The sequence below is a fragment of the Actinomycetota bacterium genome (genome assembly GCA_035540895.1).
Classification (GTDB): Bacteria; Actinomycetota; JAICYB01; order JAICYB01; family JAICYB01; genus DATLFR01.
Genome location: DATLFR010000237.1, coordinates 1 through 23,304, shown reverse-complemented (window position 1 = coordinate 23,304; position 23,304 = coordinate 1). Strand labels below are relative to the sequence as shown.

The 23,304-nt window shown below is 70.1% G+C and carries 25 protein-coding genes; 5 read left to right on the top strand and 20 right to left on the bottom strand.

What is annotated here, in order from left to right:
• Positions 1–528: 528 nt before the first annotated feature.
• Positions 529–1,167 (top strand): DUF222 domain-containing protein, encoded by a 639-nt coding sequence (locus VM840_13270; protein HVL82554.1) that lies wholly within the window; start codon positions 529–531, stop codon positions 1,165–1,167.
• A 201-nt stretch (positions 1,168–1,368) separates the two neighbouring features.
• On the opposite strand, the gene VM840_13265 is transcribed toward VM840_13270, so the two are convergent.
• Positions 1,369–2,034 (bottom strand): DUF4383 domain-containing protein, encoded by a 666-nt coding sequence (locus tag VM840_13265; protein HVL82553.1) that lies wholly within the window; start codon positions 2,032–2,034, stop codon positions 1,369–1,371.
• Positions 2,035–2,178: 144 nt separating this feature from the next.
• Between VM840_13265 and VM840_13260 the strand changes: the two genes are divergently transcribed.
• Positions 2,179–3,444 carry an acyltransferase gene (locus tag VM840_13260; protein ID HVL82552.1) on the top strand — a complete coding sequence of 422 codons (1,266 nt, stop codon included), beginning with the start codon at positions 2,179–2,181 and terminating at the stop codon, positions 3,442–3,444.
• 516 nt (positions 3,445–3,960) lie between these two features.
• On the opposite strand, the gene VM840_13255 is transcribed toward VM840_13260, so the two are convergent.
• The 7 genes from VM840_13255 to VM840_13225 all read right to left on the bottom strand — a co-directional run bounded on the left by VM840_13255 (position 3,961) and on the right by VM840_13225 (position 12,384).
• Positions 3,961–4,431 carry a DUF2269 family protein gene (locus VM840_13255; protein HVL82551.1) on the bottom strand — a complete coding sequence of 157 codons (471 nt, stop codon included), beginning with the start codon at positions 4,429–4,431 and terminating at the stop codon, positions 3,961–3,963.
• A gap of 42 nt (positions 4,432–4,473) precedes the next feature.
• Entirely contained in the window at positions 4,474–6,495 is a 2,022-nt protein-coding gene (gene uvrB / locus VM840_13250; protein HVL82550.1) for an excinuclease ABC subunit UvrB, read from the bottom strand.
• A gap of 33 nt (positions 6,496–6,528) precedes the next feature.
• Positions 6,529–7,227 carry an HAD-IA family hydrolase gene (locus VM840_13245; GenBank protein ID HVL82549.1) on the bottom strand — a complete coding sequence of 233 codons (699 nt, stop codon included), beginning with the start codon at positions 7,225–7,227 and terminating at the stop codon, positions 6,529–6,531.
• Positions 7,224–7,835, bottom strand: coding sequence for a dephospho-CoA kinase (coaE, locus tag VM840_13240; GenBank protein ID HVL82548.1), 612 nt, complete (start codon positions 7,833–7,835; stop codon positions 7,224–7,226). The genes VM840_13245 and coaE overlap by 4 nt, the downstream gene beginning before the upstream one ends.
• 8 nt (positions 7,836–7,843) lie before the next feature.
• The gene (gene rpsA, locus VM840_13235) at positions 7,844–9,214 is read right to left on the bottom strand and encodes a 30S ribosomal protein S1 (protein HVL82547.1); all 1,371 of its coding nucleotides are present in this window, start codon (positions 9,212–9,214) and stop codon (positions 7,844–7,846) included.
• A gap of 164 nt (positions 9,215–9,378) precedes the next feature.
• On the bottom strand, positions 9,379–11,976 hold the full coding sequence (gene polA / locus VM840_13230; protein HVL82546.1) for a DNA polymerase I: 2,598 nt from the start codon (positions 11,974–11,976) through the stop codon (positions 9,379–9,381).
• Positions 11,977–12,006: 30 nt separating this feature from the next.
• Positions 12,007–12,384: a hypothetical protein gene (locus VM840_13225; GenBank protein HVL82545.1), complete on the bottom strand. Its 378-nt coding sequence runs from the start codon at positions 12,382–12,384 to the stop codon at positions 12,007–12,009.
• A 46-nt stretch (positions 12,385–12,430) separates the two neighbouring features.
• On the opposite strand from VM840_13225, the gene VM840_13220 reads away from it, so the two are divergent.
• Together VM840_13220 and VM840_13215 are read left to right on the top strand one after the other, a co-directional pair.
• Positions 12,431–12,880 carry a PaaI family thioesterase gene (locus tag VM840_13220; protein HVL82544.1) on the top strand — a complete coding sequence of 150 codons (450 nt, stop codon included), beginning with the start codon at positions 12,431–12,433 and terminating at the stop codon, positions 12,878–12,880.
• Positions 12,880–13,680 (top strand): transglutaminase-like domain-containing protein, encoded by an 801-nt coding sequence (locus tag VM840_13215; GenBank protein HVL82543.1) that lies wholly within the window; start codon positions 12,880–12,882, stop codon positions 13,678–13,680. Before VM840_13220 ends, VM840_13215 begins: the two co-directional genes overlap by 1 nt.
• On the opposite strand, the gene VM840_13210 is transcribed toward VM840_13215, so the two are convergent.
• Genes VM840_13210 through VM840_13160 form a run of 11 tightly spaced genes read right to left on the bottom strand, consistent with a single transcriptional unit; the run spans position 13,677 to position 22,029 of the window.
• On the bottom strand, positions 13,677–14,918 hold the full coding sequence (locus VM840_13210) for a dihydrolipoamide acetyltransferase family protein (protein ID HVL82542.1): 1,242 nt from the start codon (positions 14,916–14,918) through the stop codon (positions 13,677–13,679). The genes VM840_13215 and VM840_13210 overlap by 4 nt on opposite strands.
• Positions 14,918–15,892, bottom strand: coding sequence for an alpha-ketoacid dehydrogenase subunit beta (locus tag VM840_13205; protein ID HVL82541.1), 975 nt, complete (start codon positions 15,890–15,892; stop codon positions 14,918–14,920). The genes VM840_13210 and VM840_13205 overlap by 1 nt, the downstream gene beginning before the upstream one ends.
• A gap of 1 nt (position 15,893) precedes the next feature.
• Positions 15,894–16,949 carry a pyruvate dehydrogenase (acetyl-transferring) E1 component subunit alpha gene (gene pdhA, locus VM840_13200; protein HVL82540.1) on the bottom strand — a complete coding sequence of 352 codons (1,056 nt, stop codon included), beginning with the start codon at positions 16,947–16,949 and terminating at the stop codon, positions 15,894–15,896.
• Complete coding sequence (paaD, locus tag VM840_13195; protein HVL82539.1) at positions 16,946–17,413, bottom strand: 1,2-phenylacetyl-CoA epoxidase subunit PaaD; 468 nt, start codon at positions 17,411–17,413, stop codon at positions 16,946–16,948. The genes pdhA and paaD overlap by 4 nt, the downstream gene beginning before the upstream one ends.
• Entirely contained in the window at positions 17,410–18,162 is a 753-nt protein-coding gene (gene paaC, locus VM840_13190; GenBank protein ID HVL82538.1) for a 1,2-phenylacetyl-CoA epoxidase subunit PaaC, read from the bottom strand. The genes paaD and paaC overlap by 4 nt, the downstream gene beginning before the upstream one ends.
• 53 nt (positions 18,163–18,215) lie before the next feature.
• Positions 18,216–18,530: a hypothetical protein gene (locus VM840_13185; protein ID HVL82537.1), complete on the bottom strand. Its 315-nt coding sequence runs from the start codon at positions 18,528–18,530 to the stop codon at positions 18,216–18,218.
• Positions 18,531–18,534: 4 nt separating this feature from the next.
• Positions 18,535–19,476 carry a 1,2-phenylacetyl-CoA epoxidase subunit PaaA gene (paaA, locus tag VM840_13180; protein HVL82536.1) on the bottom strand — a complete coding sequence of 314 codons (942 nt, stop codon included), beginning with the start codon at positions 19,474–19,476 and terminating at the stop codon, positions 18,535–18,537.
• Between the two features lie 35 nt (positions 19,477–19,511).
• Positions 19,512–20,147, bottom strand: a complete 636-nt coding sequence (locus VM840_13175; protein ID HVL82535.1) for a GNAT family N-acetyltransferase — start codon at positions 20,145–20,147, stop codon at positions 19,512–19,514.
• A complete protein-coding gene (locus VM840_13170) occupies positions 20,148–20,933 on the bottom strand; it encodes an enoyl-CoA hydratase-related protein (GenBank protein HVL82534.1) in 786 nt (261 codons plus the stop codon).
• 2 nt (positions 20,934–20,935) lie between these two features.
• Complete coding sequence (locus VM840_13165; GenBank protein HVL82533.1) at positions 20,936–21,718, bottom strand: enoyl-CoA hydratase-related protein; 783 nt, start codon at positions 21,716–21,718, stop codon at positions 20,936–20,938.
• Complete coding sequence (locus VM840_13160; protein HVL82532.1) at positions 21,715–22,029, bottom strand: EthD family reductase; 315 nt, start codon at positions 22,027–22,029, stop codon at positions 21,715–21,717. The genes VM840_13165 and VM840_13160 overlap by 4 nt, the downstream gene beginning before the upstream one ends.
• Positions 22,030–22,095: 66 nt before the next feature.
• Between VM840_13160 and VM840_13155 the strand changes: the two genes are divergently transcribed.
• A complete protein-coding gene (locus VM840_13155) occupies positions 22,096–22,455 on the top strand; it encodes a hypothetical protein (protein ID HVL82531.1) in 360 nt (119 codons plus the stop codon).
• Positions 22,456–22,458: 3 nt separating this feature from the next.
• Here VM840_13155 and VM840_13150 read toward each other — a convergent pair.
• A partial coding sequence (locus tag VM840_13150) for an aminomethyl-transferring glycine dehydrogenase subunit GcvPB (protein ID HVL82530.1) occupies positions 22,459–23,304 on the bottom strand: 846 nt, incomplete at its 5' end.

Here is a 23,304-nt window from a genome sequence, read left to right as displayed (position 1 = left end):
GAGAGCTGAGGTTTCTACCCCCGCACGACCTCGAGTCGTTCATCGAGGAGATGTTCGGCCTCAGCGGCGCAGCCCTCGCCGCCGTCCTCGACGCGCTCCCGGTCCTGGAGGAGAAGGAGGCCTGGAAGCAGGACCTCGCCCCCACCTTCGAGGAGTGGGTCGCGGCGCGGTTCGGCCGGTCGCTGTCGATGGCGCGCGACCTGGTGCGGGTGGGGCGCGCCCTCCGGGAGCTCCCTACGGTCCGGCGGCTCCTCGTCGAGGGGCTACTCACGTGGGAGCAGGTCGTCGAGCTGACGATATTCGTCACCCCGTCCGACGAGCAGGACTGGGCGGAGGCCGCCCGCGGCATGACGGTCGCCGCTCTGCGGCGGCGAGCCCGCGAAGCGCGGCGCGTGAACGAGGAGGAGGAGGCGGAGGGCCACGGGAGACGGTTCCTGCGGCTGCGATGGGACGACTACGCGTCCGCCCTCCGGCTGTCCGGACGCCTCAACGGGCCGGAGGGCCGTTCTCCACGACGCGCTGTCGCGCGTGGGCGAACAGATGGGACCGAACCCGGAGACGGGGCTGTACGACGAGATCGACCAGCGCCACGCGGACGCGCTCGTCGAGCTCGCCGGCGTCCGGCTCGGGAGCGACCCGGACGCCGACCGAGCGACGGTCGTCGTCCACGTCGACGCCTCCGCGCTGACCGGCGGGCCCGGTACGGCGACCGTCCGCGACCGCCCCGTAGCGAACAGCACGCTCCGCTTCCTCATCTGCGACGCCCGCATCGAATGGCTGGTCCACGGCGAGGACGGTAGCGTGCTCGGCGTGGGCCGCGCCTCCCGGAAGGTCCCCCCCCACATGATGCGGCACCTGCGCAGGCGGGACCGCTGCTGTCGGGTCGAAGGCTGCACGCGCACATGGGGGCTGCACGCCCACCACGTCGAGCACTGGGTCGACGGCGGACGGACCGACGAGGACAACCTGATCCTGATCTGCCGGTTCCACCATCGGCTGATCCACCGCCCGGGGTGGCGGCTGCGGGGCGACCCGCGCGGGAGGATCGTGGTGATCAAGCCGGACGGCCGCATCCACCGACCCGGCCCCCGCGGCGTGGGAGCCGCGGTGCGGGAGCGCTTCGAGTGGCTGTTCGAACCCGAGCCCGAACCCTGCGACACGAGCTGACGGGTGATCAGAGCAGCACATCCGGAAGGTCGTCGACGTGCACGACGACCAGCCGCCGCGTCGCGCGGGTCAGGCTGACGTACAGGCCGCGAAGCCCCGCCTCGCCGATCTCGGCAGGTCCGGTCACGACGACGACGTGAGCTCGAGGCCCTTGGCGCCGCCGTGGGGCCCGCGCCTTGATGACGCGGGCCCCTACCTTGCTCAGCTGGCTCGCGCGGTGGCCTTGCGCTTCGGGACGCCGCTGAAGGTGAAGTGGTGGTCCGATCCGACGGTGCACTGGGGCAGGGTCCCGCCCTCCTCGAGCAGGACAGCGAAGCGTCCGCACGAGCAGCGGTAGACGCCCCGGCGCTCGATCGTGTCCCCGGTGGTGAGCGTCCTGCGGGAGGGTGCGGGCGCGTTCTGGCGGATCGTCGGGTCATCCGCGGTGTCGTCCTCCTGCGAGTCGTCCGTCGCGGAGTTGCCGAGGCTGGTCGCGCCCGCTCGGTGCAGGCCGGCAGCGAGCAGTACCGCCGCGCTGGCCAGGTGCAACGCGTTGTCCGCCTGGTTGAGCGCCAGGATGTTGAGGGAGCCGTCCATGATGACCAACCCCGCCAGGCCCACGAGCAGGTAGGTGCCGCCGACCACCGTGTTCATCACCCGGGCCGGGGACGTGCCCGCCTTGGCGGCCACGATCAGGGCCACGCCGATGCCGAGGTGGACCAGGTTGTGCAGGGGGTTGACATCGAAGGCGATGAGCGTGGCCCCCGTCCGCTCGGCGAAACCGATGCCGGATGTGACCAGGAACCCGGCGAGCCCCACGACCACGTATATGGCTCCGAAGACCGTCCCTACGAGGCGAGCCAGAGGTACTTCCTTCAGTCTGTTCATCTACTGCCTCCTGTCGACGTCCGTCACCCCAGCATCCGCACCGATGGCACAGGCGGATGGGTGGAGAGCCAGATCGGGCGCTGGACGCTCCCGGCCGATCCAGCGTTCCCACGCCCGCTCCCACCGCCGTGGCACCTTGTCTCCATGGCCGTCACGCAGGCTCCCGACGCGGCCCGGCGCGACGTGGTGATCGACGCGGTCCGGGCTCTCAGCCTCCTCGTCGTCGTCATGTGGCACTGGGTGTTCACCACGATCACCTGGCGCCCGGACGGCCCCCACGCCTCCAACCCGATCGGGGTCACGCGCGGCCTGTGGCTGCTGACCTGGCTCCTGCAGGTGATGCCGCTCTTCTTCTTCGCGGGCGGGTACGCCCACAGCCTGAGCTGGGAGCGGAGCGGCGGCGGTTGGGCGTGGGTGCGCAAGCGGCTGCTGTCCCTGGCCGCGCCCGCGTCGGCCCTGATCGTGGCCGGGCTCGCGGGCTGGCAGGTCGCCCGGACCGTCGCGCCCGAGGCGCAGTGGGTGACGCGCGGGATCGTGCTCGTGCTGTCCCCCTTGTGGTTCCTCGCCGTGTACGCACTGCTCGTCGTGTACATGCCGCTGTGGCGGTGGCTGCACGACCGGATGCTCGAGGTGGCGGTCGTGATCATGGTGGGGCTAGCGGTGGTCGTCGACGTGATGCGCTTCACGTACCGCTGGCCCGGTGTCGAGCTGCTCAACCTCGTGGTCGTCTGGGCCGTGGCTCACCAGCTGGGGTTCTTCTACCCACGGCTGGCCGCAGCGCCCAAGCGGTTCGCGTGGTGCCTCGCCCTCGGCGGGGGTTTCGCGCTCTTCGGGTTGACGAACATGAAGCTGTACCCCCGTTCGATGGTCGGCGTCCCTGGCGAGGAGATATCGAACATGGCGCCGCCGACGCTGGCCATCGCCGCGCTCACCGCGCTGCAGATCGGCGTGCTCATGCTCAATCGGGAGCGGATTCAGGGCTGGGCCTGCCGGGGATGGGGAGCCCGCGTGGTCGGTCTCGCCTCCCGCAACGCGATGCCGATCTTCCTGTGGCACGCGCCCGGCTTCGCCGTCGCGTACGGGCTGTGGCGCCTGGCCGGGCTCCCTGGTCAGGACCCGCGCATCGACTGCCGGTTGGTGGACGTGGCGGCCCCTCTGGTTGGTGCTCCCGATCGTCCCGACGTTCATCCTGGCGTCAACGGTCGGGAAGCTCACCGTCCGCGGGCGGGTCCGCGGGGGCTCCAGCCGCATCTGATCCGACGTGCAGCAGGGCGCGGAGCGCCCGGTCCACCTCGTGGGAGGCGAGGACCTGCTCCCCCGACGTCACCCGTGGGACGACCACAGCCGGCAGGACGAAGTCCACGTGCTCGAGGCCGCCCAGCCAGCGTTCGGACCCCTTCCCCGCCTTGACCACGAGCGCCCGGACCGGCACGTCGAACCCGCTGTCGCGCAGGACGCGCTCGACCGCCGCCCGCTCCGCCTCCGCGCGCTCCGCCGCCGCCGACCCGGACTCGGTGACGACGGCGTCCTTGCCGCGGGCTCCCGGAACGACCTCCTGGCCGGGGGCGGATGTCCGGATCGTGAAGACGCCGGTCGGCCCTACGACGAGCACGTCCAAGAAACCGGCCTCGGTCCTGATCCGCGGGAAGACGCGGAACCCGCGGGAGCCTAGCGCGTACAGGTCCGGCATCAGGGTGCCGCGGTCCCTCATCGTCGCGAACGGCTCGAACAGCGGGCGGCGCGCCCACCCGAAGCGGTTGAGAAGCGAGATCAGGTACGGGATCGCGGCGCCCCCGAACAGCCAGCGCGGGAGCCCCCAGACGGCCACGGCCAGACCGATCGCGGCCACCGCGAAGGCGGAGAAGGCGAAGAGGGCGGGATCCCGGCGTATCAGACCGCGGATCCCCGCCCAGAGGTCCTGCAACCTCAGCCCCTCCCGGGCTTCACCACCATCAGGAAGATGATCGAGATCAGGAGCAGGTGCTGGATGCCGCCGAACATCGCGCTCTTCTTCCCGAGCGCGGGCAGGTCCGCGGGCGCGCCCTCCTCCCCCTTCGTGATGCGGATCATCTTCTTCAGGGCCGGGCTCGTGATCGTCAACGAGATCGTGAGCGCGATCGCGTACAGGACGAGAGAGATCACCAGCCACATGTTGTCGCCCCAGTTGCGGTGTATGCCGAGCGCTCCGATGAGCAGGAACCCGGTGAGCGGCTGCACCACGTACGAAGCCGGCTTCAGGAGCTTCCGCTCGATGCCCTTGTTCACGTCGAGCAGGACGGGCCCCCCGTTGGGGCCCACCTGGCGCATGAGCCCGCCGGTGATCGCGAAGACGAACGTCGGCCCGAAGCCGGCGATCGCGCTGAGCACGTGCAGGAAGAGGAGCACCCTGATGTACATCTCCACCCCTTTCGGTTCTGGACCCGGAGGATGCTACACCGTTCAGGCCGGCTGGCCGTGGACCTCCCGGAGCTCCCGCTTCAGGTCGGACACCTCGTCGCGCAGCCGGGCGGCGTACTCGAAGCGCAGGTCGCGGGCGGCCTCCCGCATCTCCTCCTCGAGCACGAGGATCAGGCGCTTGAGCTCGTCGAGCGGCATGTCCGTCGTCTCGGTGCGCTTGCGGCGGCCGCGGTCCTTCTTGCCCCCCGGGACGGGCGCTCCCTGGGGGCGGGTCTGGAGCAGGATGTCCGTCACGTGCTTGCGCACGGTCTCCGGCTTGATCCCGTGCTCGGCGTTGTAGGCGAGCTGGATCTGGCGGCGGCGGTCCGTCTCCGTCAGCGCCTCCTTCATCGAGTCGGTCATCTGGTCGGCGTACATGATCACCTGACCCTCGACGTTGCGCGCGGTCCGTCCGATGATCTGGATGAGCGACGTGGCGGAGCGCAGGAAGCCCTCCTTGTCGGCGTCCAGGATGGCCACGAGCGTCACCTCGGGGAGGTCCAGCCCCTCCCGGAGCAGGTTGATGCCGACGAGCACGTCGAACTCGCCCAGCCTCAGGTCGCGCAGGATCTCGATCCGCTGGACCGTGTCGATCTCGGAGTGCAGGTACCGGACCCGCATCCCCATCTCGAGCAGGTAGTCGGTCAGGTCCTCGGCCATCTTCTTGGTCAGGGTCGTGACGAGGACCCGTTGGTCCTTCTCGACGCGCGTGCGGATCTCGGCGATCAGGTCGTCGATCTGGCCCTTCGTCGGACGGACGATGACCTCGGGGTCGACCAGCCCGGTCGGACGGACGATCTGCTCCGCGACCGTCCTGGCCAGCCGCATCTCGTACGGACCCGGCGTAGCCGACACGTAGCACACCTGGTTCACACGCTCGACGAACTCCTCGAAGCGCAGGGGTCGGTTGTCCATCGCCGACGGGAGCCGGAAGCCGTGCTCGACGAGCGTCTCCTTGCGGGAGCGGTCCCCCTCGTACATCCCGTGCAGCTGCGGCACCGTCATGTGCGACTCGTCGAGGAAGACGACGTAGTCCTTCGGGAAGTAGTCGAGGAGCGTGAACGGGGCCTCGCCGGGGGAGCGCCCGTCGATGTGGCGCGAGTAGTTCTCGATCCCGTTGCAGTAACCGATCTCACGCATCATCTCGAGGTCGTAGTGCGTGCGCATGCGCAGGCGCTGCGCCTCCAGGAGCATGTTCTGGTCCTGCAGCTCCTTCAGCCGGGCGTTGAGTTCCTGCTCGATCGTCGCCATGGCGCGCTGCATCCGCGCGGGCGAGGTCACGTAGTGGGAGGCGGGGAAGATCACCACCTGCCCCTCCTCGCTGCGCAGCTCACCGGTGACCGGGTCTATCCAGGCGAGCCGCTCCACGGTGTCCCCGAAGAGCTCCACCCGCAGGAGCAGCTCCTCGTAGGCGGGGTGGATCTCGAGGGTGTCTCCGCGGGCTCGGAACCGGCCTCGGGTCACGTTCGCGTCGTTGCGGTCGTACTGGAGGTCGACGAGCCGTCGGACCAGATCGTCGCGGGCGATGTCCTCACCCACGACGAGCGGCACGATCTGGGTCTCGTACTCCTGGGGGGAGCCGAGGCCGAAGATGCACGACACGGAGGCGACTATCAGCGTGTCGCGGCGGGTGAGGAGCGCGGACGTCGCCGAGTGGCGCAGCCGGTCGACCTCGTCGTTGATGGTCGCGTCCTTCTCTATGTAGGTGTCCGTCTGGGGGACGTACGCCTCCGGCTGGTAGTAGTCGTAGTAGCTCACGAAGTACCCGACCGCGTTGTCCGGGAAGAACTCCTTGAACTCCGTCGTGAGCTGCGCGGCCAGCGTCTTGTTGGGGGCGATCACCAGAGCCGGACGTTGGAGCTTCTCGATCACGGCCGCCATCGTGGCCGTCTTGCCGGTCCCGGTCGCACCTAGGAGGACGACGTGGGGCTCCCCCGCGGCTAGCGCTCGCGCCAGCTCCTCCACTGCGGACGGCTGGTCACCGGCGAGCTCGAATCCGGGACGGAAGTGGAAGGCGCGGGCCATGGCCACTCAGCGTATCCGCCCCGGACGACCGCCTCAGCGGTCGAGCACGGAGGGCAGGTCGCGCAGCGTCGTGATCTTCGGGTAGGTGACCTCGAGGTCCGCCCACTGCCCGTAGCGGTCCAGCAGGATCCCGTGCAGCCCGCACGCTATGGCCGCCTCGGCGTCGAAGAACGGCTGGTCCCCCACGTGCGCGGACGCCTCGGCCGGGAGCCCCATCTGCTCGACGGCCCACGCGAAGATCTTCGGGTCGGGCTTCTCGACGGCCAGCGGCCCGGAGATGGCGACCACTTCGAAGATGTGCTTGATCCCCAGGTGGTCGAGGAGCGGGTCGAGCCAGGCCTCGAAGTTCGAGATGATCCCCAGACGGAAGCCCTCGTCGCGGAGGTGCACGAGCACCTCGACCACGTCGTCGTACAGCCCGTAGCTGCGCACGTCCGAGAACGTCTCGTACAGCACCTCGACCGAGTCGGGATCGTCGATGCCGAGGCGCTCCATCTGGTCGCGGTAGAAGGCGGTCCAGAAGCGGTGCGAGTCCTCGGCGGTGGCCGAGAAGACCCAGCCGCGGTCGGCGGCGTCGCGGAAGTGGGAGCCGAGCTCCCGGCTCACCCGAACGATGTCGTCTGAGTCGACGTGGTGGCCCCTGGACCGGTACACCTGCGCGGCCAGCTCCGGGTAGGACGGCTCGGCCCGCAGCAGCGTCTGTCCGGCGTCGAAGAAGACGGCCTCGATCACGCCGCCGCCCCCGCCTTGGCGAGCAGCTGTTGCCACAGCGCGTCCACCTGCTCCTCGAGCTCGGGGAGCCCTCCGTCGTTGCTGACCACGTGGTCGGCCATCCTCACCTTCTCCTCGATCGGGAGCTGCGCGCGCATCCGCGCCCGGGCGTCGTCGCGGTCGAGCCCCCGCTGCACGACCCGGTCGAGCGCGTTCTCCTCCGACGCGACCACCACGATCACCTCGGCGACCGCCTCCCGGGAGCCGGACGACGACTCGAGCAGCAGCGGCACGTCCAGCACCACGATCGCATCCGTCGCCGACAGCTCGGCCAGGCGGGCCGCGATCCGCTCGTAGACCTTCGGGTGCACGATCGCGTTCAGCCGTGCCCTGGCCTCGTCGTCGGAAAACACGAGCGAGGCGATGGCGCGGCGGTCGAGCGATCCGTCCGCCCCCACGACCGACGCTCCGAACGCCTCGACCACCTCGTCGAACCCGGGTGTGCCGCGGGCGATGACCTCGCGGGCCAGCACGTCGGCGTCGATGACCTCGGCTCCCCGGTCGGCGAGCATCCTCGCCACGGTCGTCTTGCCGGTGCCGATCCCGCCGGTGAGGCCGACGACGTACACGCGGTGAGCTAAGAGCCCTGGTTCATGTCCCGGACGAACGCCTCGAGGGTGTCGTCCGGCACGCCGGAGGCCGGCGCGTCGTCAGGGTCGTCCGGCGTCTCGTCCGCGGGCGGCGCCTCCTCGACGGGCTCCGGCTCGGGCTCGATCTCCGGCTCCGAGTCGGCGTCGAGGAACGAGTCCTGACGCAGCGGGCCCTGTTCGGAGCCCTCCGGGCCGGGGACGTAACCCTCCTCGGCCTGCTTTATCGAGAGGGAGACGCGGCGACGCTTCGGGTCGACGTCGAGGATCTTCACCTTCACCGGGTCGCCGACGGCCACCACCTCGGCCGGCGTCTGAACGTGCTTCTGGCTCAGCTCGGAGATGTGGACGAGGCCCTCGAGCCCGTCGCCGACCTGGACGAAGGCCCCGAACGAGACGAGCTTGGTCACCCGGCCCTCGATGATCTCCCCCGGCTCGTGGCGCCGGCCGAAGGCCTGCCACGGGTCCTCCTGGGTGGACTTCAGCGAGAGCGAGATGCGCTCGCGCTCGTAGTCGACGTCCAGGACCTCGACCTCGACCTCCTGTCCGACGTGGACGACCTCAGCGGGGTCCTCCACGTGCTTCCAGGACAGCTCCGACACGTGCACGAGCCCGTCGATCCCGCCGAGGTCCACGAAGGCGCCGAACTTCACGATCGAGGACACCTTCCCCGTGCGCTGCTCACCCTTCTTCAGGGAGTCGAGGAGCTCGTGGCGAGTCTCACGCTGCGTCTCCTCGAGCCAGGCCCGACGCGACAGGACGACGTTGTTGCGGTTGCGGTCCAGCTCGATGATCTTCGCCTCGAGCTCCTGACCGACGAACGGGTTGAGGTCGCCGACGCGGCGGATGTCCACCAGGGAGGCGGGCAGGAACCCGCGGAGGCCGATGTCCACGATGAGGCCGCCCTTGACGACCTCGATGACCCGCCCCCGCACTACCTCGCCCGCGTTCTTCCTCTCCTCGATCACGCCCCACGCCTTCTCGTACTGGGCGCGCTTCTTGGACAGGATCAGCCGGCCGTCCTTGTCCTCCTTCTGCAGGACCAGGGCGTCGATCTCCTCGCCGACCTTCACCTCGTCGTTGGGGTTCACGTCGTGGCGTATGGACAGCTCCCGCACCGGGATCACGCCCTCGGACTTGTACCCGATGTCGACGAGCACCTCGTCCTTGTCGATGCGCAGCACGTGGCCGCGCACGACGTCACCGTCGTTGAAGTCCTTCAGGGTCTCGTCGTAGGCGGCGTGGAGCTCCTCGCGCGTGGTGATCTCGCCGAGCTGGGTGCGCGGGGGTATGGGGGTGGGGTCGAAGTCCTGGCCGTCCTGGCCGGACGAGTCGTTGCGGGCAGCGTCTTCCTGATCCATGTCTGTGGGGTACCTCCGAGGCAAGTGTCTCCAAGCCCGCGGGAGGCGGGCGGGAGCCCGTAGAGCCTATCACCTGCACGGATAACCCGCTGAGTCGGCGCGGGAGCCCCGTACGTGACCGACGGACCTGCCGCTTCAGGATGCGCGACAGAGCTCGACGGCATCTACGCGTGGGCGGCGTCCCAGTTGGCCCCCACGTGGACGTCCACCTCAAGGCCGCAGATCAGGTCGGCGGCGGCCTCCATGTGGGTCCGGACGAGCTCGGTCGCGCTCTCCTGCATCCCCTCCGGCACCTCGAAGACGAGCTCGTCGTGCACCGACAGCAGCATCGTCGCCACCTCGGGTGACGCCTCGAGCGCCGCGTCCACGTCGATCATCGCGCGCTTGATGATGTCCGCGGCCGTGCCCTGGATCGGGGCGTTCAGCGCCATCCGCTCCCCCATCCCGCGTATGCGCGGGTTCGGGCTGTTCAGCTCGGGCAGGTAGCGGCGCCGTCCGAACAGCGTGGTGGTGAACCCGTCCACCTTGGCCCGGCCGACCTGGGCGTCGAGGAAGTCCTTGATCTGGGGGAACTGGGCGTAGTAGGCGTCGACGAAATCCCGGGCGTCCTCCATCTCGACCTGCAGGCGCTGGGAGACTCCGAACGCGCCCATCCCGTACGCGATCCCGTACGAGAACTGCTTCGCGTACGACCGCATCTGCGGCGTGACGTCGGAGACGGGCACCCCGTACACCTTCGCGGCGATCGCCGCGTGGAAGTCGTGGTGGCCGCGGAAAGCCTCGAGTATCCCCGGGTCCTGGGACAGGTGGGCGAGCACGCGCAGCTCGATCTGCGAGTAGTCCGCCGACAGCAGCACCTTCCCGGGCGGGGCGGTGAACGCCCGGCGGATCTGCCGCCCCAGGTCGCCGCGGATCGGGATGTTCTGCACGTTGGGCGCGGTCGAGCTGAGCCTCCCGGTCGCCGCCCCCGTCTGCACGTAGGTCGTGTGGATGCGCCCGGTCTTGGGGTTCACGAGCGGGAGCAGCGAGTCGGTGAAGCCTGTCTTGAGCTTGGCCACCTCCCGGTAGGCGATCAGGTCGTCGACCATCGGATGGGCACCTGCCAGCTTCGCCAGCTCCGCCTGGTCGGTGGAGTACCCGGTCTTGATCCGCTTCGTCTTCGGGAGCCCGAGGTCCTCGAAGAGGATCTTCTGAAGCTGGGGGTTGGAGTTGACGTTGAACTCGTATCCGGCGTGGGTGTGGATCCTCGCTTCGAGCTCGGACATCCGCGCCCCGAGCTCCCCGTTCAGCTGCTTGAGATAGTCGATGTCGATGGCGATCCCCGCGCGCTCCATCCGGGCCAGCACCCGGACGAGCGGGAACTCGAGCGTCGTCGCCAGCTCCCACATGCCCCGGTTGGTCAGCTGCTCCCGCAGCACGGGAGCGAGCGCCCGGACCGCCACCGCCTCGAGCGCCGCCCGCTCCCCGTCGTCCGAGACCAGCTCAAGCGTCGCCTGCTTCGGCTTCCCCTCTTCGGGCTCCTCGTCGATCGAGACACCGAGCACGCGGCGGACGACGTCCGGGAGCCGGTACCCCCCGGCCGCACCGGGGTCCAGCAGGTAGGCCGCGACGTGGGTGTCGAGCTCGAGCCCGTGGAGGTCGCCGCCCGCCTCGAGGACCATCCGGATCAGCGCCTTCGCGTCGTGCGCGACCTTCGGGCGGGACGGATCCGCCAGCTCGTCGCGGAGCATCCCCGGGGCGGCCTCCATCGGGACCACCCCGGCGCTCCGCTCCCCCATGGCCACGGCCAGCCAGGACGCGTCCGAGGCTATGGCGAGCTCGTCCGGGAGCTCCACGTCCATCAGCTGCTCGACCCGCTCCAGCTCCAGCGAGGGCGCCTCCGTGGTGGCCGTCGCGTCGATCTCGCGCAGCCGGGCGTAGAGGGTCGGGAACTCGAGGGAGGTGAAGCACTTGCGCACCCCCTCGTCGTCGAACGGCTCGAGGCGGATCGACCCGAGGTCGATGTCGATCTCGACGTCGTCGAGGAGGCGGTTCAGCTCCTTGTTGAGGCGGATCTGGTCGGCCATCTCCACCACGCCCGCCCTGACCTTCGGCGTGAGGCTGTCGGCGTTGGCGATGACCCCCTCCACGTCTCCGAACTGGTTCACCAGCTTCGCGGCCGTCTTGTCCCCCACCCCTGGGACGCCCGGGAGGTTGTCCGACGTCTCCCCCTTCAGGGCGGCGAAGTCCTGCCATTGCTCGGGGTAGATCCCGTACCGGTCGAAGACGGCGTCGCGGTCGTAGCGCTTCATGTCGGTGACGCCGCGTCCGGTCATGAGCGCGGTGACGCCGGGCCGGACGAGCTGCAGGACGTCGCGGTCCCCGGTCAGGATGACCGCCTCGTCCCCCGCCTCGACCGTCCGGCGGGCGAGGGTGGCCAGGAGGTCGTCCGCTTCGTACCCCTCGAGCTCGAGCACCGGGAGCCGGAGCACCTCCAGCACCTCGCGCAGTAGCCCGAGCTGGTCGCGGAACTCGTCCGGGGTCGCGGCTCGGCCCGCCTTGTACTCCGCGTAGCGGTCGTAGCGGTAGGCCGGTTTGCCCTTGTCGAAGCAGACGACGACGCCGTCCGGGCGCTCGTCTCCCAGGAGCTTGATCAGCATCGCGGTGAAGCCGTAGACGGCGTTCGTGATCTGCCCGGTGGAGGTGACGAGGGAGGTGGGGAGGGCGAAGAACGCGCGATAGGCGAGGGAGTGTCCGTCGATGTAGACGAGCTTGCGGGCCATCGCCCGGATACTACCGCCGGGCCCGGACGGCTAACGCACCGGCTGCGCGAAGGTCAGCAGGTACCCGGAGGGCGACTTCAGCGTGAGCTCCCGCAGGCCCCACGGCTTGTCCTGGACCGGCCAGGGACGCGGCACACCGATCGGGATCCGGTCGGCCACCTCCTGGACGTCGTCCACCATCAGGTAGAACTGCACGCCCGTGCCGAACTGGGTCGGACGCTGCTCCCAATCGAGCAGCGGACGGTCCCCCACCCGCAGCGTCTCGTACGTCTGAACGGTCAGGGCGGCGTACCCGAGCGTGACCCGAGCCGACGTCCCGGACCGCTCCACCGTGAACCCCAGGGCCTCGAAGAAGCGGAGCTCGCGGTCGAGGTCCTTCACGCCGAGCCGGGCGCTCATGTGGGCCATGGTCGCTACACTACCGGCCCGTGGACCCCGGCCCAAGGAAGATGCGATGACGACCCCGGACCGCCCCTGGTGGCAGCTCGTCCTCGAGGGGCGGGCGGACGAGAGGGAGATGCCGCCGCCCAGGTTCGTGAGGGAGCTCGGGATCGAGCCGGCGGGCTGGGAGCCGGGCGTGGCCCGGCTGAGATGGAAGCCGCCCGCCTGGACGCGGGTTCCCCTCGGGTGGGTGCAGGGCGGCATCCTCGGCGTGCCTCTCGACATGGCCCAGTCGTTCGCGATCGTCACGCTCGCCCCGGAGTGGGCGGGGGCGGTGACGCTCGACATGCGACTCACCTACCTCGAACCGGCCTACCCTGATGAGTATCTGGTCGAAGGACGGGTAACCAGGATGGGGAAGACGGCCGCGCACACGGAAGGGACGGTGACCGATATGGACGGCAGGGTCATCTGCACCTCAGTCTCGGCCGCGCTCGTCAAGACGTACGGACCCCGCCCCTGATGGACGCGATCGAACGATTCGCCGAGATCGTCGCCGAGGAGGACTTCCCGCTGGCGGACGCCTTCCTCGCCTTCGCTCGCGCCGAGTACCCGGAGATGGACACAGACCGGTACCTCGAGGCCATCCGGGAGCTCGGCACCCAGGTCTGCGCGCTGGCCGCCGGCACCCAGGACCCGGTCGAGCAGTTGAAGGCGGTCCGGGACGTCATGACGGCGGCCGGCATCCGCGGCGACAGGGAGGAGTACTACGACCCCCGCAACTCGTTCCTGAACGAGGTCATCGACCGCGGGCGGGGGATCCCGATCACGCTGTCGACGCTGTGGATCGAGTCGGCGCGATGGGCGGGGATCGACCTCGCCGGGATCGGGATGCCGATGCACTTCCTCGTGGGGGTCTCGGGTGAGGAGGCTTACGCCGACCCCTTCGACGGGGGCCGGGTCCTCGACGTGGACCAGGCCATGCTCGTCTTCGCGCGGCGCACGGCGGGACGCATCGAGTGGCACGACTCCTACCTCGAGCCGGCCCGGCCCCGGGACATCGTCCGCCGCGCGCTCGTGAACCTGAAGAGCGTCTTCGGCGCCGCCGGCGAACTCTCCCGCGCTCTCTGGGTGGAGGACTTCCTGCTCGTCCTGCCGGACACGCCCCCGGACGAGCACCGGGAGCGCGCAGCCGTCCTCGCTGCCATGGGACGTTGGCCGGAGGCGATCGCCGACCTCCGCGACTACCTCGACGAGGCGGAGTCGCCCGAGGTCGAGGAGGTCGAGCGGGAGATCCGCCGCCTCCAGGCGACGATGAACTAGACGGGCAGGGCCCGCAGCAGCTGCGGGTCCTCCAGGTGCTCCCGCAGGTCCACGAGGGCCCACCCCGCCTGGGCGCCGTCCACCGCCCGGTGGTCGAACGAGAGCGACATCGTGCAGCACAGGCGCGGCTCCACCCGGCCGGCCACGACGCGCGGGCGCATCTCGATCACCCCCACGGCGAGGATCGCCACCTCGGGGACGTTGATGATCGGCGTCCCGTACTCGGCGCCGAACCAGCCGACGTTGGAGATGGTGATCGTCGACCCGGACAGCTGCTGCCTGGTGGCGCGGCCGGTCCGGACCGCTTCGGCGAGCTCGGCCATCTCGGCGGCGATGTCCGTGATGCCGCGGCGGTGGACGTCCCGCACGACCGGGACGACCAGGCCCTGGTCGGTGTCCGTCGCCATGCCTACGTGCACGACGTCGCGCAGGACGATCTCTCCGCGGTCGTCCCACGCCGCGTTGAGTTCCCGGTGATCGCGGCACACCTCGGCCAGAGCGCGGGCGACTATCGGCATGACCGTGAGCCTCCCGCCGTCCGCGAGCTCGGCCCGGTACGACTCGAGCTCGGTGCAGTCGACCGTCAGGTAGGTGGTCACGTGGGGGACCTGCGTCCACGCCACGTGCATCCGCTCGGCGATCAGGCGCCGCGTCCCCTTGACCGGCACCCGCTCGTCACCCGGGAGCTCCGGGACGGGCACCGCCTTGGCCGCGGCCTGGGCGGAGGCCGTGGACCGCTCGATGTCCTCGCGGGTGATCCGCCCGCCCGGACCCGTCCCCGCGACGGTCGCCAGGTCGATGCCGAGGTCCTTCGCGAGCTTGCGAACGGCCGGCGTCGCGAGCGGCTTACCCGTCCGCGGAGGCGCCTTCGGGCCGCGCCCCGGGAGGCGCAGGTTGAGTCGTCCCTTGGGCTTGGGCGGGTCGTCGCTCGACACGCCGTACCCGACGAGGACCGCCTTGCGCTTGCCGGCGCCCTCGGGCGGCGGCTCCTCCGCTCCCTCGAGCTCGAACGTGACGAGCGGCGCCCCCACCGCGACCTCGTCTCCCTCCCCTGCGTGCAGCTCCGAGACGCGGCCCGCGAACGGAGAGGGGATCTCGACGAGCGCCTTCTCCGTGTTCACTTCCACGAGCGGCTGGTTCAGCGCCACCTCGTCACCGACCCCGACCAGCCACCGGGAGACCTCGGCTCCCTCGAGCCCCTCGCCTAGGTCCGGGAGCTTGAAGACCCTGGTCGCCATCAGTAGGTGAGGACGCGTTCGACCGCGCGCAGGATCCGGTCGACGGAAGGCACGTAATGGTGCTCGATCGTCGCCGGGGGGTAAGGGGTGTCGTACCCGGTGACCCGGGTCACGGGCGCCTCGAGCCACTCGAAGCAGTCCTCCATGATGCGCGCCGAGACCTCGGCCCCGGGACCCATCGTCATGGGCGCCTCGTGGACGATCACCGCGCGGCCCGTCTGACGGACCGCGACCGCGATCGTCTCCAGGTCGAGGGGGGCCAGGGACCGCAGGTCGACCACCTCGAGCTCGACCCCGTCCGCGGCGGCGATATCGGCCACCTCGAGGCAACGGGTGACCATCGCTCCCCAGGCGATCAACGTCGCCCCGTCCCCCTCGCGCACGATGCGCGCGCGCCCGAGGGGCATGCCGGTCTCCTTCAGGTCGCCGTCCGCCTTCATCCAGTACCGCGACTTGGGCTCGAGGAAGACGACGGGGTCGGGGTCGGCGATGGCCTGGCGCAGCATCGTGTAGGCGTCCAGGGGGTTGGAGGGCATCACGACCTTGAGGCCGGGGACGGCTGCGTAGAGGACGTCCGGCGAATCGGAGTGGTTCTCGGCCGCCCCTATCCCGCCCGCGCTGGGGATACGGATCACCATCGGGATCGTCGCGCTGCCGCGGGACCGGTGGCGGTACCGGGCGACGTGGGAGATCACCTGGTCGAGCGCGGGGTAGCTGAACGCGTCGAACTGCATCTCCGCCACCGGCTTCCACCCCGCGAGGGCCAAGCCGACGGATACCCCCGCGATCCCCGACTCGGCGAGCGGGGTGTCGAACACCCTCTCCTCGCCGAACTCAGCCTGCAGACCCTGCGTGATCCGGAAGACGCCGCCCAGCTTCCCGACGTCCTCGCCGAGCACGAGCACCCGGTCGTCTTCGGCGAGGCTGTCCTTCAGCGCCGTGTTGAGCGCCTGAGCCATCGTGACCTCGGGCATGTCAGTCGTCCCTCAGCGCCTCTTCGCGCTGCCGGGCGAGGTGCTGCGGCAGATCGTCGTACACGTGGTCGAAGCTGTCCGTGATCGGCTCCGGACCCGCCCCCACGAGGCCGGTGCGGATGCGGTGGGCGATCGCGTCCGCCGCCGCTCCCACCTCGGAGAAGAAGTCTTCGTCGGCGAGGCCCTCGCGCCGCAGGAAGCTCTCGTAGCGCCCGATCGGCTCCCGTGGGCGCCACATCTCGACCTCTTCCGCGGACTGGTAGATCGACGCGTCGTCGGCCGTGGAGTGGGGGGCGAGGCGGTAGGTCATCGCCTCGATCAGCGTGGGCACCCCCTCGAGCGCCCGCTCTCGGGCCTCGCGCGTCACCTGCCAGACGGCGAGCACGTCGTTGCCGTCGACGCAGACGCCGGGGAACCCGTACGCCTTCGCCTTCTCGAAGATGGGCGCGGCCGTCTGCTTGCTCAGCGGCACCGAGATGGCCCACCGGTTGTTCTGGCAGAAGAAGATCGCGGGAGCCCGGAAGACCCCGGCGAAGTTGCACGCCTCGTGGAAGTCCCCCTCCGAGGTCGCGCCGTCGCCGAAGTAGGCGAGGGCGACCGAGTCCTTGCCGTCGAACCTGGCTCCCATCGCCCACCCCGCCGCGTGCAGGCACTGGCTGGCGACGGGGACGGAGATCATCCCGAACCCGTGCTCGCTGGGGTCATAGATCCCCCCGTGCCAGGTCCCCCGGTAGAAGTGCAGGTACCCGACGACGTCGACGCCGCGGGTCATCGCCGCCCCCAGCTCCCGGTAGGACGGGAAGGCCATGTCCTGCGGCTCGAGCGCGGACGCGCTGCCGACCTGGGCGGCCTCCTGTCCGGCCATGGGAGCCCACACGGCGAGCTCGCCCTGGCGCTGGAGTGCGGTGGCCTCGGTGTCCGCCCGCCGGACGAGCGCCATCCGCCGGTACAGGTCGCGGAGGTCGTCGTCGTCCAGCGGGAGGTCCCGCACCCCCGACGCGGCGGTGCCGTCCGGGGCTATCAGCTGGTAGGGCTGGTCCGCCTCCAGGGTCCTCACGACGCCTCCCCCACTATCGGCAGGACCCGGCGGCCCTTGTCCTTGAACCCCTCGTACACGTTCCTACACGACCGGCAGAAGTGGGTGCTCCGGCACGGGGTGGGTCCGAACGCGGACTCCAGGTCCGTCTCGCGGGAGCCGCAGTACGGACAGGTCCCGGCGTCGGGCGAGATCCCGAACCCGCGCAGCGCCGCGCGCCCGCGCTCGTTCACCCGGTCGGCCGTCCAGGGGGGGTCGTACACGAACCGGACGGAGACCCGCTTCCCGGGCGCGGCCCCGGACACCGCCCTCTCCACGTCCTGTCCGATCACGTACTTCGCCGGGCACCCGACGAAGGTGGGGAGCAGCTCGACCTCGACGGCGTCCGCCGACTCGGTCACCGCGTGCACCATCCCCAGGTCGACTATCGACGCGCTCGGGATCTCAGGGTCGGTCACGGCCGTGAGGGCCTCGGTGACGCTCACCAGGTGGCCCCCTGGTGCGTCCGGTACAGCCCGGTCAGGTCCTCCCACAGGGGGGCGAAGTCGGGGGATCGCTGTCCGTACCGGCCGCCGGTCGCCGCCGGCGTGAAGTCCGGGACGGGGAGCCCGTACGAGCTCAGCTCGGAGGTCACCCGGTCCTGCCACTCCTGACGCAGCTCGTCGTGCGGACGTGGGAGCTCCCCCGACCTCACCAGGACATCCTCCTCCCACAGCGGCTCGAACAAGGCGGAGACCTCTCCGGCGACCGTAGCCAGCGCACCGGACAGGTGGTCCCCATGACCGGCCCCGGTCAACCTCCGCAGCCAGGAACGGGCGTGGTCGAGGTGGTAGCGCTCCTCGAGGCGGATGACGGACACCGCCTTGGCGAGCTCGCTCCAGCTGGAGGACTCGAGCGAGCCGAGCCGCACGTCGTCGGCCACGTCGTACAGGTAGTGGCGGGCGAGGGTGTACCCCCAGTCGCGGCTGTCGTGCTCGCAGACGATCGCGTTGCGGTACTCGCCCGGGTGACGCCCGAGGGCGAGCGCGTCGGGTTCCCGTCCGTCGAGCGGCTCGGCCAGCTCGTACAGGATCTGGGCGTGGGCGATCTCGTCCTGCGCTATGGAGGAGAAGGCGAGGTCGACCTCGATCATGGGAGCCCATCCCGTCCACTCGGAGTGACGGTGGCCGAGGATCAGCTCGTCGTCGGCGAGCGCGAGCAGGAGGCTGAGTCGGGCGTGGTCATTCTCGGACACAGGATCCTCCTCCCACGGGTCCAGTCTATCGGCGGCCCGGAGGGGTCCCGCCGTCAGGGACGGAAGGGAGCCACTCCCCTGGCCGCCAGCTCCTCCTTCACGCGCTGGAACTTGGCTCCCACGCCGACGTAGCCGTCCGGACGGCGGTAGGACTTGTCGGTCACACCGCCGACCACCTCGTCCTCGCGGCACCAGTGCAGCTCGTCCGTCCCTCGCTCCCGCACCGCGTAGCGCTGTCCCTCGCCGCGGCGGAAGTAGCACTCGCGGGCGAGCAGGAGGGCCATCTCGAGATCGGGAGCCAGGATGGTGCCGACGACCTGCGGGTCCTCCGCGAGGCGCCGCTCGCCGAAGACCTCCCACACCTTCATGACGTCAGGCGACCGCGCTGCCGTTGAACGCCTGGCGCACCCAGGCGTGGGTGTCCCAAGCGTGCTTGCGCAGGCCCAGCCGCTCGGCCGTCTTCGGGCCCTGACCCTTCACGACCTGCCAGAACTCGTCCCAGTCGGGGTCGCCCCAGTGCCAGCGTCCCCCCTGCTCGTCGTAGCGGAGCTCGGGGTCCGGCACCGAGATGCCCAGGTCCCACAGGCGGGGAACGTAGGTGGAGAAGAACTCGTCGCGCAGCTCCTCGTTCGACTTCGACTTGATGCCCCAGTAGAGGAGCGCGTCCTTCCCCGGCTTGGACGGCGGGCCGAAGAAGTGCATGATCGGCCGCCACCAGCGGTTCACCGCGTCCTGGAACATCTCGCGCTGCTCGGGCGTGCCGCTGACGAGCTCGAGCGTGAGATCCTCGCCGTGGCGCAGATGCAGCGACTCCTCGGCGCAGATCCGCTTCATGGCCCGCACGTAGGGCTCGTAGGAGCAGTTCAGCAGCGCCTTCTGGGTGACGAGCGCCGCGCCGTCGATCAGCCAGCCGATCACCGCCACGTCCCCCCAGGACCGGGTCGGGTAGTGGAAGACGTTGTGGAACTTCGTGCGCCCGTTGACCAGGTCGTCGAACATCTTCTCCCGGCTCTTGCCCAGGTCCTCGGCCACCCGGTAGAGGATCTGGGCGTGGCCGACCTCGTCCTGCACCTTCGAGGTGAGCGAGAGCTTGCGGCGCAGGCTGGGAGCCCTGGGGATCCACTCCCGCTCCGGCAGCGCGCCCATGATCTCGGAGTTGGCGTGCATCTCGATGAACCGAAGGACCGCGTCGCGGTACTCGTCGGGCATCCAGTCGGCCGCCTCGACCTTCTCGCCCGCGTCGATGCGGGCCTTGAACGCGAGGACGCGGTCGACGTACTCGGTGTCGGTCCGTTCGATGGGTGGGCTCTGCATGCGTTCCCCCTCGGGGCGTGGGCTACCTACCCAGTCTAGCGGGGGGCATGCCGGCCACCGTCTCCGTCGGGACGTCGGGGCTCCCGTACGCAGGTCCAGAGCATGAGCGAGGCGGGCTCGTACTCGCTCTCCGTGAGCACCTCGAAGCCGAGGCTCTGGAAGAACGCAGCGTTCCGGGCCTGCGCGGTATCGAGGTAGCACGGGAGTCCGTCCTGGTCCGCACGCGCCAGGACCGGCTCGAACAGGGCCGTCCCGACGCCTCGCCGCTGCCGGTTTGGAAGTACGCCGACTATGGAGACGTACCAGTGGTCCGGAGGCAAGTCTCGGCGATGGACGGCCTCCAGGTGGTCCATGAGCATGCCCTGACGAATGACCGCGTCCCGACCCAGGTGCTGAACCCGGTCCGTGAGCCCGGCCGCCCGAGCGGTCTCGGGGGTGATGTCCACACGGGGCGGGTTCGCGACGAGGACACCGCCCAGGGGCGGGTCCGTCCCGAGCGCCAAGCCGAACATGACGCCGAACCTGACGAGTCCGCGGAAGTTGTGGGCGCCCAGCTCGAGGCGTGTGTCCGCGTCCGGGAGCATGTACGAGATGATCGGGTCCTCGTAGAGAGCAAGCGATAGGAGGCCGGCCGCCTCGTCGACGTCTCCAGACGTCAGCGGTGCGACCATCTAGGCTCCCGTGAAGTCGGGTGCGCGCTTCTCGACGAACGCGTTCACGCCTTCGGTGTAGTCGGAGCCGCGACCCGCCGCCGTCTGCAGGTGCGCCTCGTGCTGGAGGGCCTGCTCGTAGGTGCTCCCCCACGCCCGGTCGATCGCCCGCTTCGTGAGCGAGAACGCCGTCGTGGGCCCGGAGGCCAGCCTCTGCGCGAGCTCGCCCGCCGCCGAGGCGAGGTCGTCGGCGGGCACGACCCGGTTGAAGAGACCGGTCCGCAGCCCCTCTTCCGCCCCCACCGGCTCGGCCAGGTAGGCCATCTCCAGAGCGCGGCCCTGGCCGACGATCCGGGGAAGGAGCCAGGTCGCGCCGGAGTCGGGGATCAGCCCGACCTTCGAGAAGACGATGATCATGGAGGCGGCCTCGGACGCGATGCGGAGGTCGCAGGCGAGCGCGAGGCTGGCCCCCGCTCCGGCGGCCACCCCGTTCAACGCCGCGACGGTGGGCTTCGGGAGCTCGTAGATGGAGCGGGCCAGGGGGTTCAGGGTCCGTTCCAGGTGGTCCCCCAGCGTCGGGGGCGTCGCGTCGCCGGTCACGTCCTTGAGATCCTGTCCGGCGCAGAAGCCCCTACCGGCTCCCGTGAGGACGACGGCGCGCACCCCCCGGTCCCGTCCGGCCGTCCGGAGGGCATCGCGCAGCTCCCGGACGAGCGTGGCGTTCAGCGCGTTGCGCGCGTCCGGACGGTTCATCGTGATCGTCGCCACACCACCGGCGACCTCGTAGAGGACGGTCTCGTAGGCCATGCCTACCGCCCCTTCCACTCCGGCTTGCGCTTGTTCACGAAGGCCTCCATCCCCTCCCGCCGGTCCTCCGTCGCGAAGAGCAGGTAGAAGTTGCGCCGCTCCGCCTTCACTCCCTCGCTCAACGTCGTCTCGTACGAGCGGTTGACCGAGTCCTTGCCGATCTGGACGGCGATCGGCGGCATCGACGCGATCTGCTTCGCTACCCGGAGCGTCTCATCCATCAGCGTCTCCGCAGGGACGGTCCGGCTAACCAGGCCCCGGGCCACGGCCTCCGCCGCATCCATCGGCTCCCCGGTCAGCACCATCTCCATCGCCCGGGACTTCCCGATCGCCTTCGTGAGCCTCTGTGTCCCCCCCGCTCCGGGGATGACGCCGATCTTGATCTCGGGCTGACCGAACCTCGCCCGCTCGGACGCGATAACGATGTCGCACGTCATCGCGAGCTCGCAGCCGCCCCCCAGGCACCATCCGTCGACCGCGGCGATGATCGGTGTCCTGATCTCTGCGATCCCGTCCCACAGGGCCAGGTTGTCGGCCCGGTAGGCGTCGACCAGCGTGGCGTCGGCCATCTCGGAGATGTCGGCTCCCGCCGCGAAGGCGCGCTCGTTGCCGGTGATGACGATGCAGCGGATGTCGTCGTCGCCCTCGAAGTCGAGCAGCGCCTCCAGCAGCTCCTCCATCAGCGTGGAGTTGAGGGCGTTGAGGGAGTCGGGCCGGTTGAGCCGGATCAGGCCGACGTCGTCGTCGACCTTCTCGACGATCAGCGTCTCGTACCCTTCCGTCACGTCTGCACCTCTTCGCACTCGGCGACGAAGAGCTTCACGGTGCCGCCGGACAGCTTGTACGCGTCCTTGCCGGCCGCCATCCCCTCTTCCGACGAGGTCGCCCGCTCCAACGCCTCGGCGTCGTCGAAGTGCATCACGGTGACGATGTAGTTGTCGTCGTCGCCGATGAGCGCCTTGCGCGCCCGGTGCACCTCGACCTTGCGGATCCCGGGCATCGTGCGCGCCAACGGGAGGTGCACGTCGTTGTAGTGGGTGTCGAACGTGTCCGGGTCGTCGGGCTTGCGGTACACGGCGATCAGTCGAGCTGTCATGTCCCCTCCTCGGTCGTGCCGCACCAGGAAGACGACACTACCGTCACCGCCCGATACGGTGAGGACATGGAAGGCCCCGTCGCCTCGTACGCGCACCTGGGAGGCATCCCGGAGCTGCTCACCTTCGTGCTGCCGGTCGCCGTCTACCTGATCTGGAGGCGCATCCAGTGGGGACGGGAGATGCGAGCCCAGGAGTCGGAGAGCACGGAACCGGGCATGAACCCCGCATCGACACAGGAGGGAGAGATGGCGGACACGGACTGCATGCACGTGCCGTGCACATGCTCGGCCGGCGAAGGCGGCTACTGCTCGGACGACTGCCGCCACGACGCGCAGGCGGGCAACCACGGGTGCCGATGCGGCCACGAAGGGTGCGAGGCGGAGGACGAGGAGTTCGGGACGGCGCAGGGCCGGAAGGTGCTGTGACGCTCAGCCGCGCAGCGTGAGCTGACGGGCCGCGCGGGCCTCGTCCAGACGCCGGACCGGCAGCTCGTGGGGGGCGGTCCTCAGGTGCTCGCCCTCCCCGCTCTCCGCTCGGTCCGCGATCTCGAGCATCGCTTCCACGAACCGGTCCAGGGTCTCCTTCGACTCCGTCTCGGTGGGCTCGATCATGAGCGCCTCCCGCACCGTGAGCGGGAAGTAGATGGTGGGCGCGTGGAACCCGTGGTCGAGCAGCGCCTTCGCGATATCGAAGGTCCTGACGCCATGTCGGCGGAAGCGGTCCCCGGAGGCCACGAACTCGTGCATCGTGCCCGAGGGGTACGGGACGGGGTAGCGGTCGATCAGCCGCGCCTTCAGGTAGTTGGCGTTCAGGACGGCGTGCCCGGACACCCGCCGCAGCCCCTCGGCTCCCAGCCTGCGCAGGTAGGCGTAGGCCCGAACGACGACCGCGAAGTTGCCGGCGAACGAGTGGACCGGTCCGATGGACGAGGCGTCGTCGGTGACGAGGTCGAACGTCCCGTCCTGCAGGCGGACCACGCGCGGGACCGGGAGGTGGGGAGCCAGGTGCTCCTTGACGCAGAGCGGACCCGCCCCCGGACCTCCCCCGCCGTGGGGGGTCGAGAACGTCTTGTGCAGGTTGATGTGGACGACGTCGAAACCCATATCGCCCGGACGGGCGCGGCCGACGATCGCGTTGAGGTTCGCGCCGTCGCAGTAGGCCAGACCCCCCGCCTCGTGCACGATCGAGGTGATCTCCGAGATCCTCGACTCGAAGACGCCGAGGGTGTTGGGGTTCGTGATCATCAGCCCGACCGTGTCCGGGCCGACCAGCCC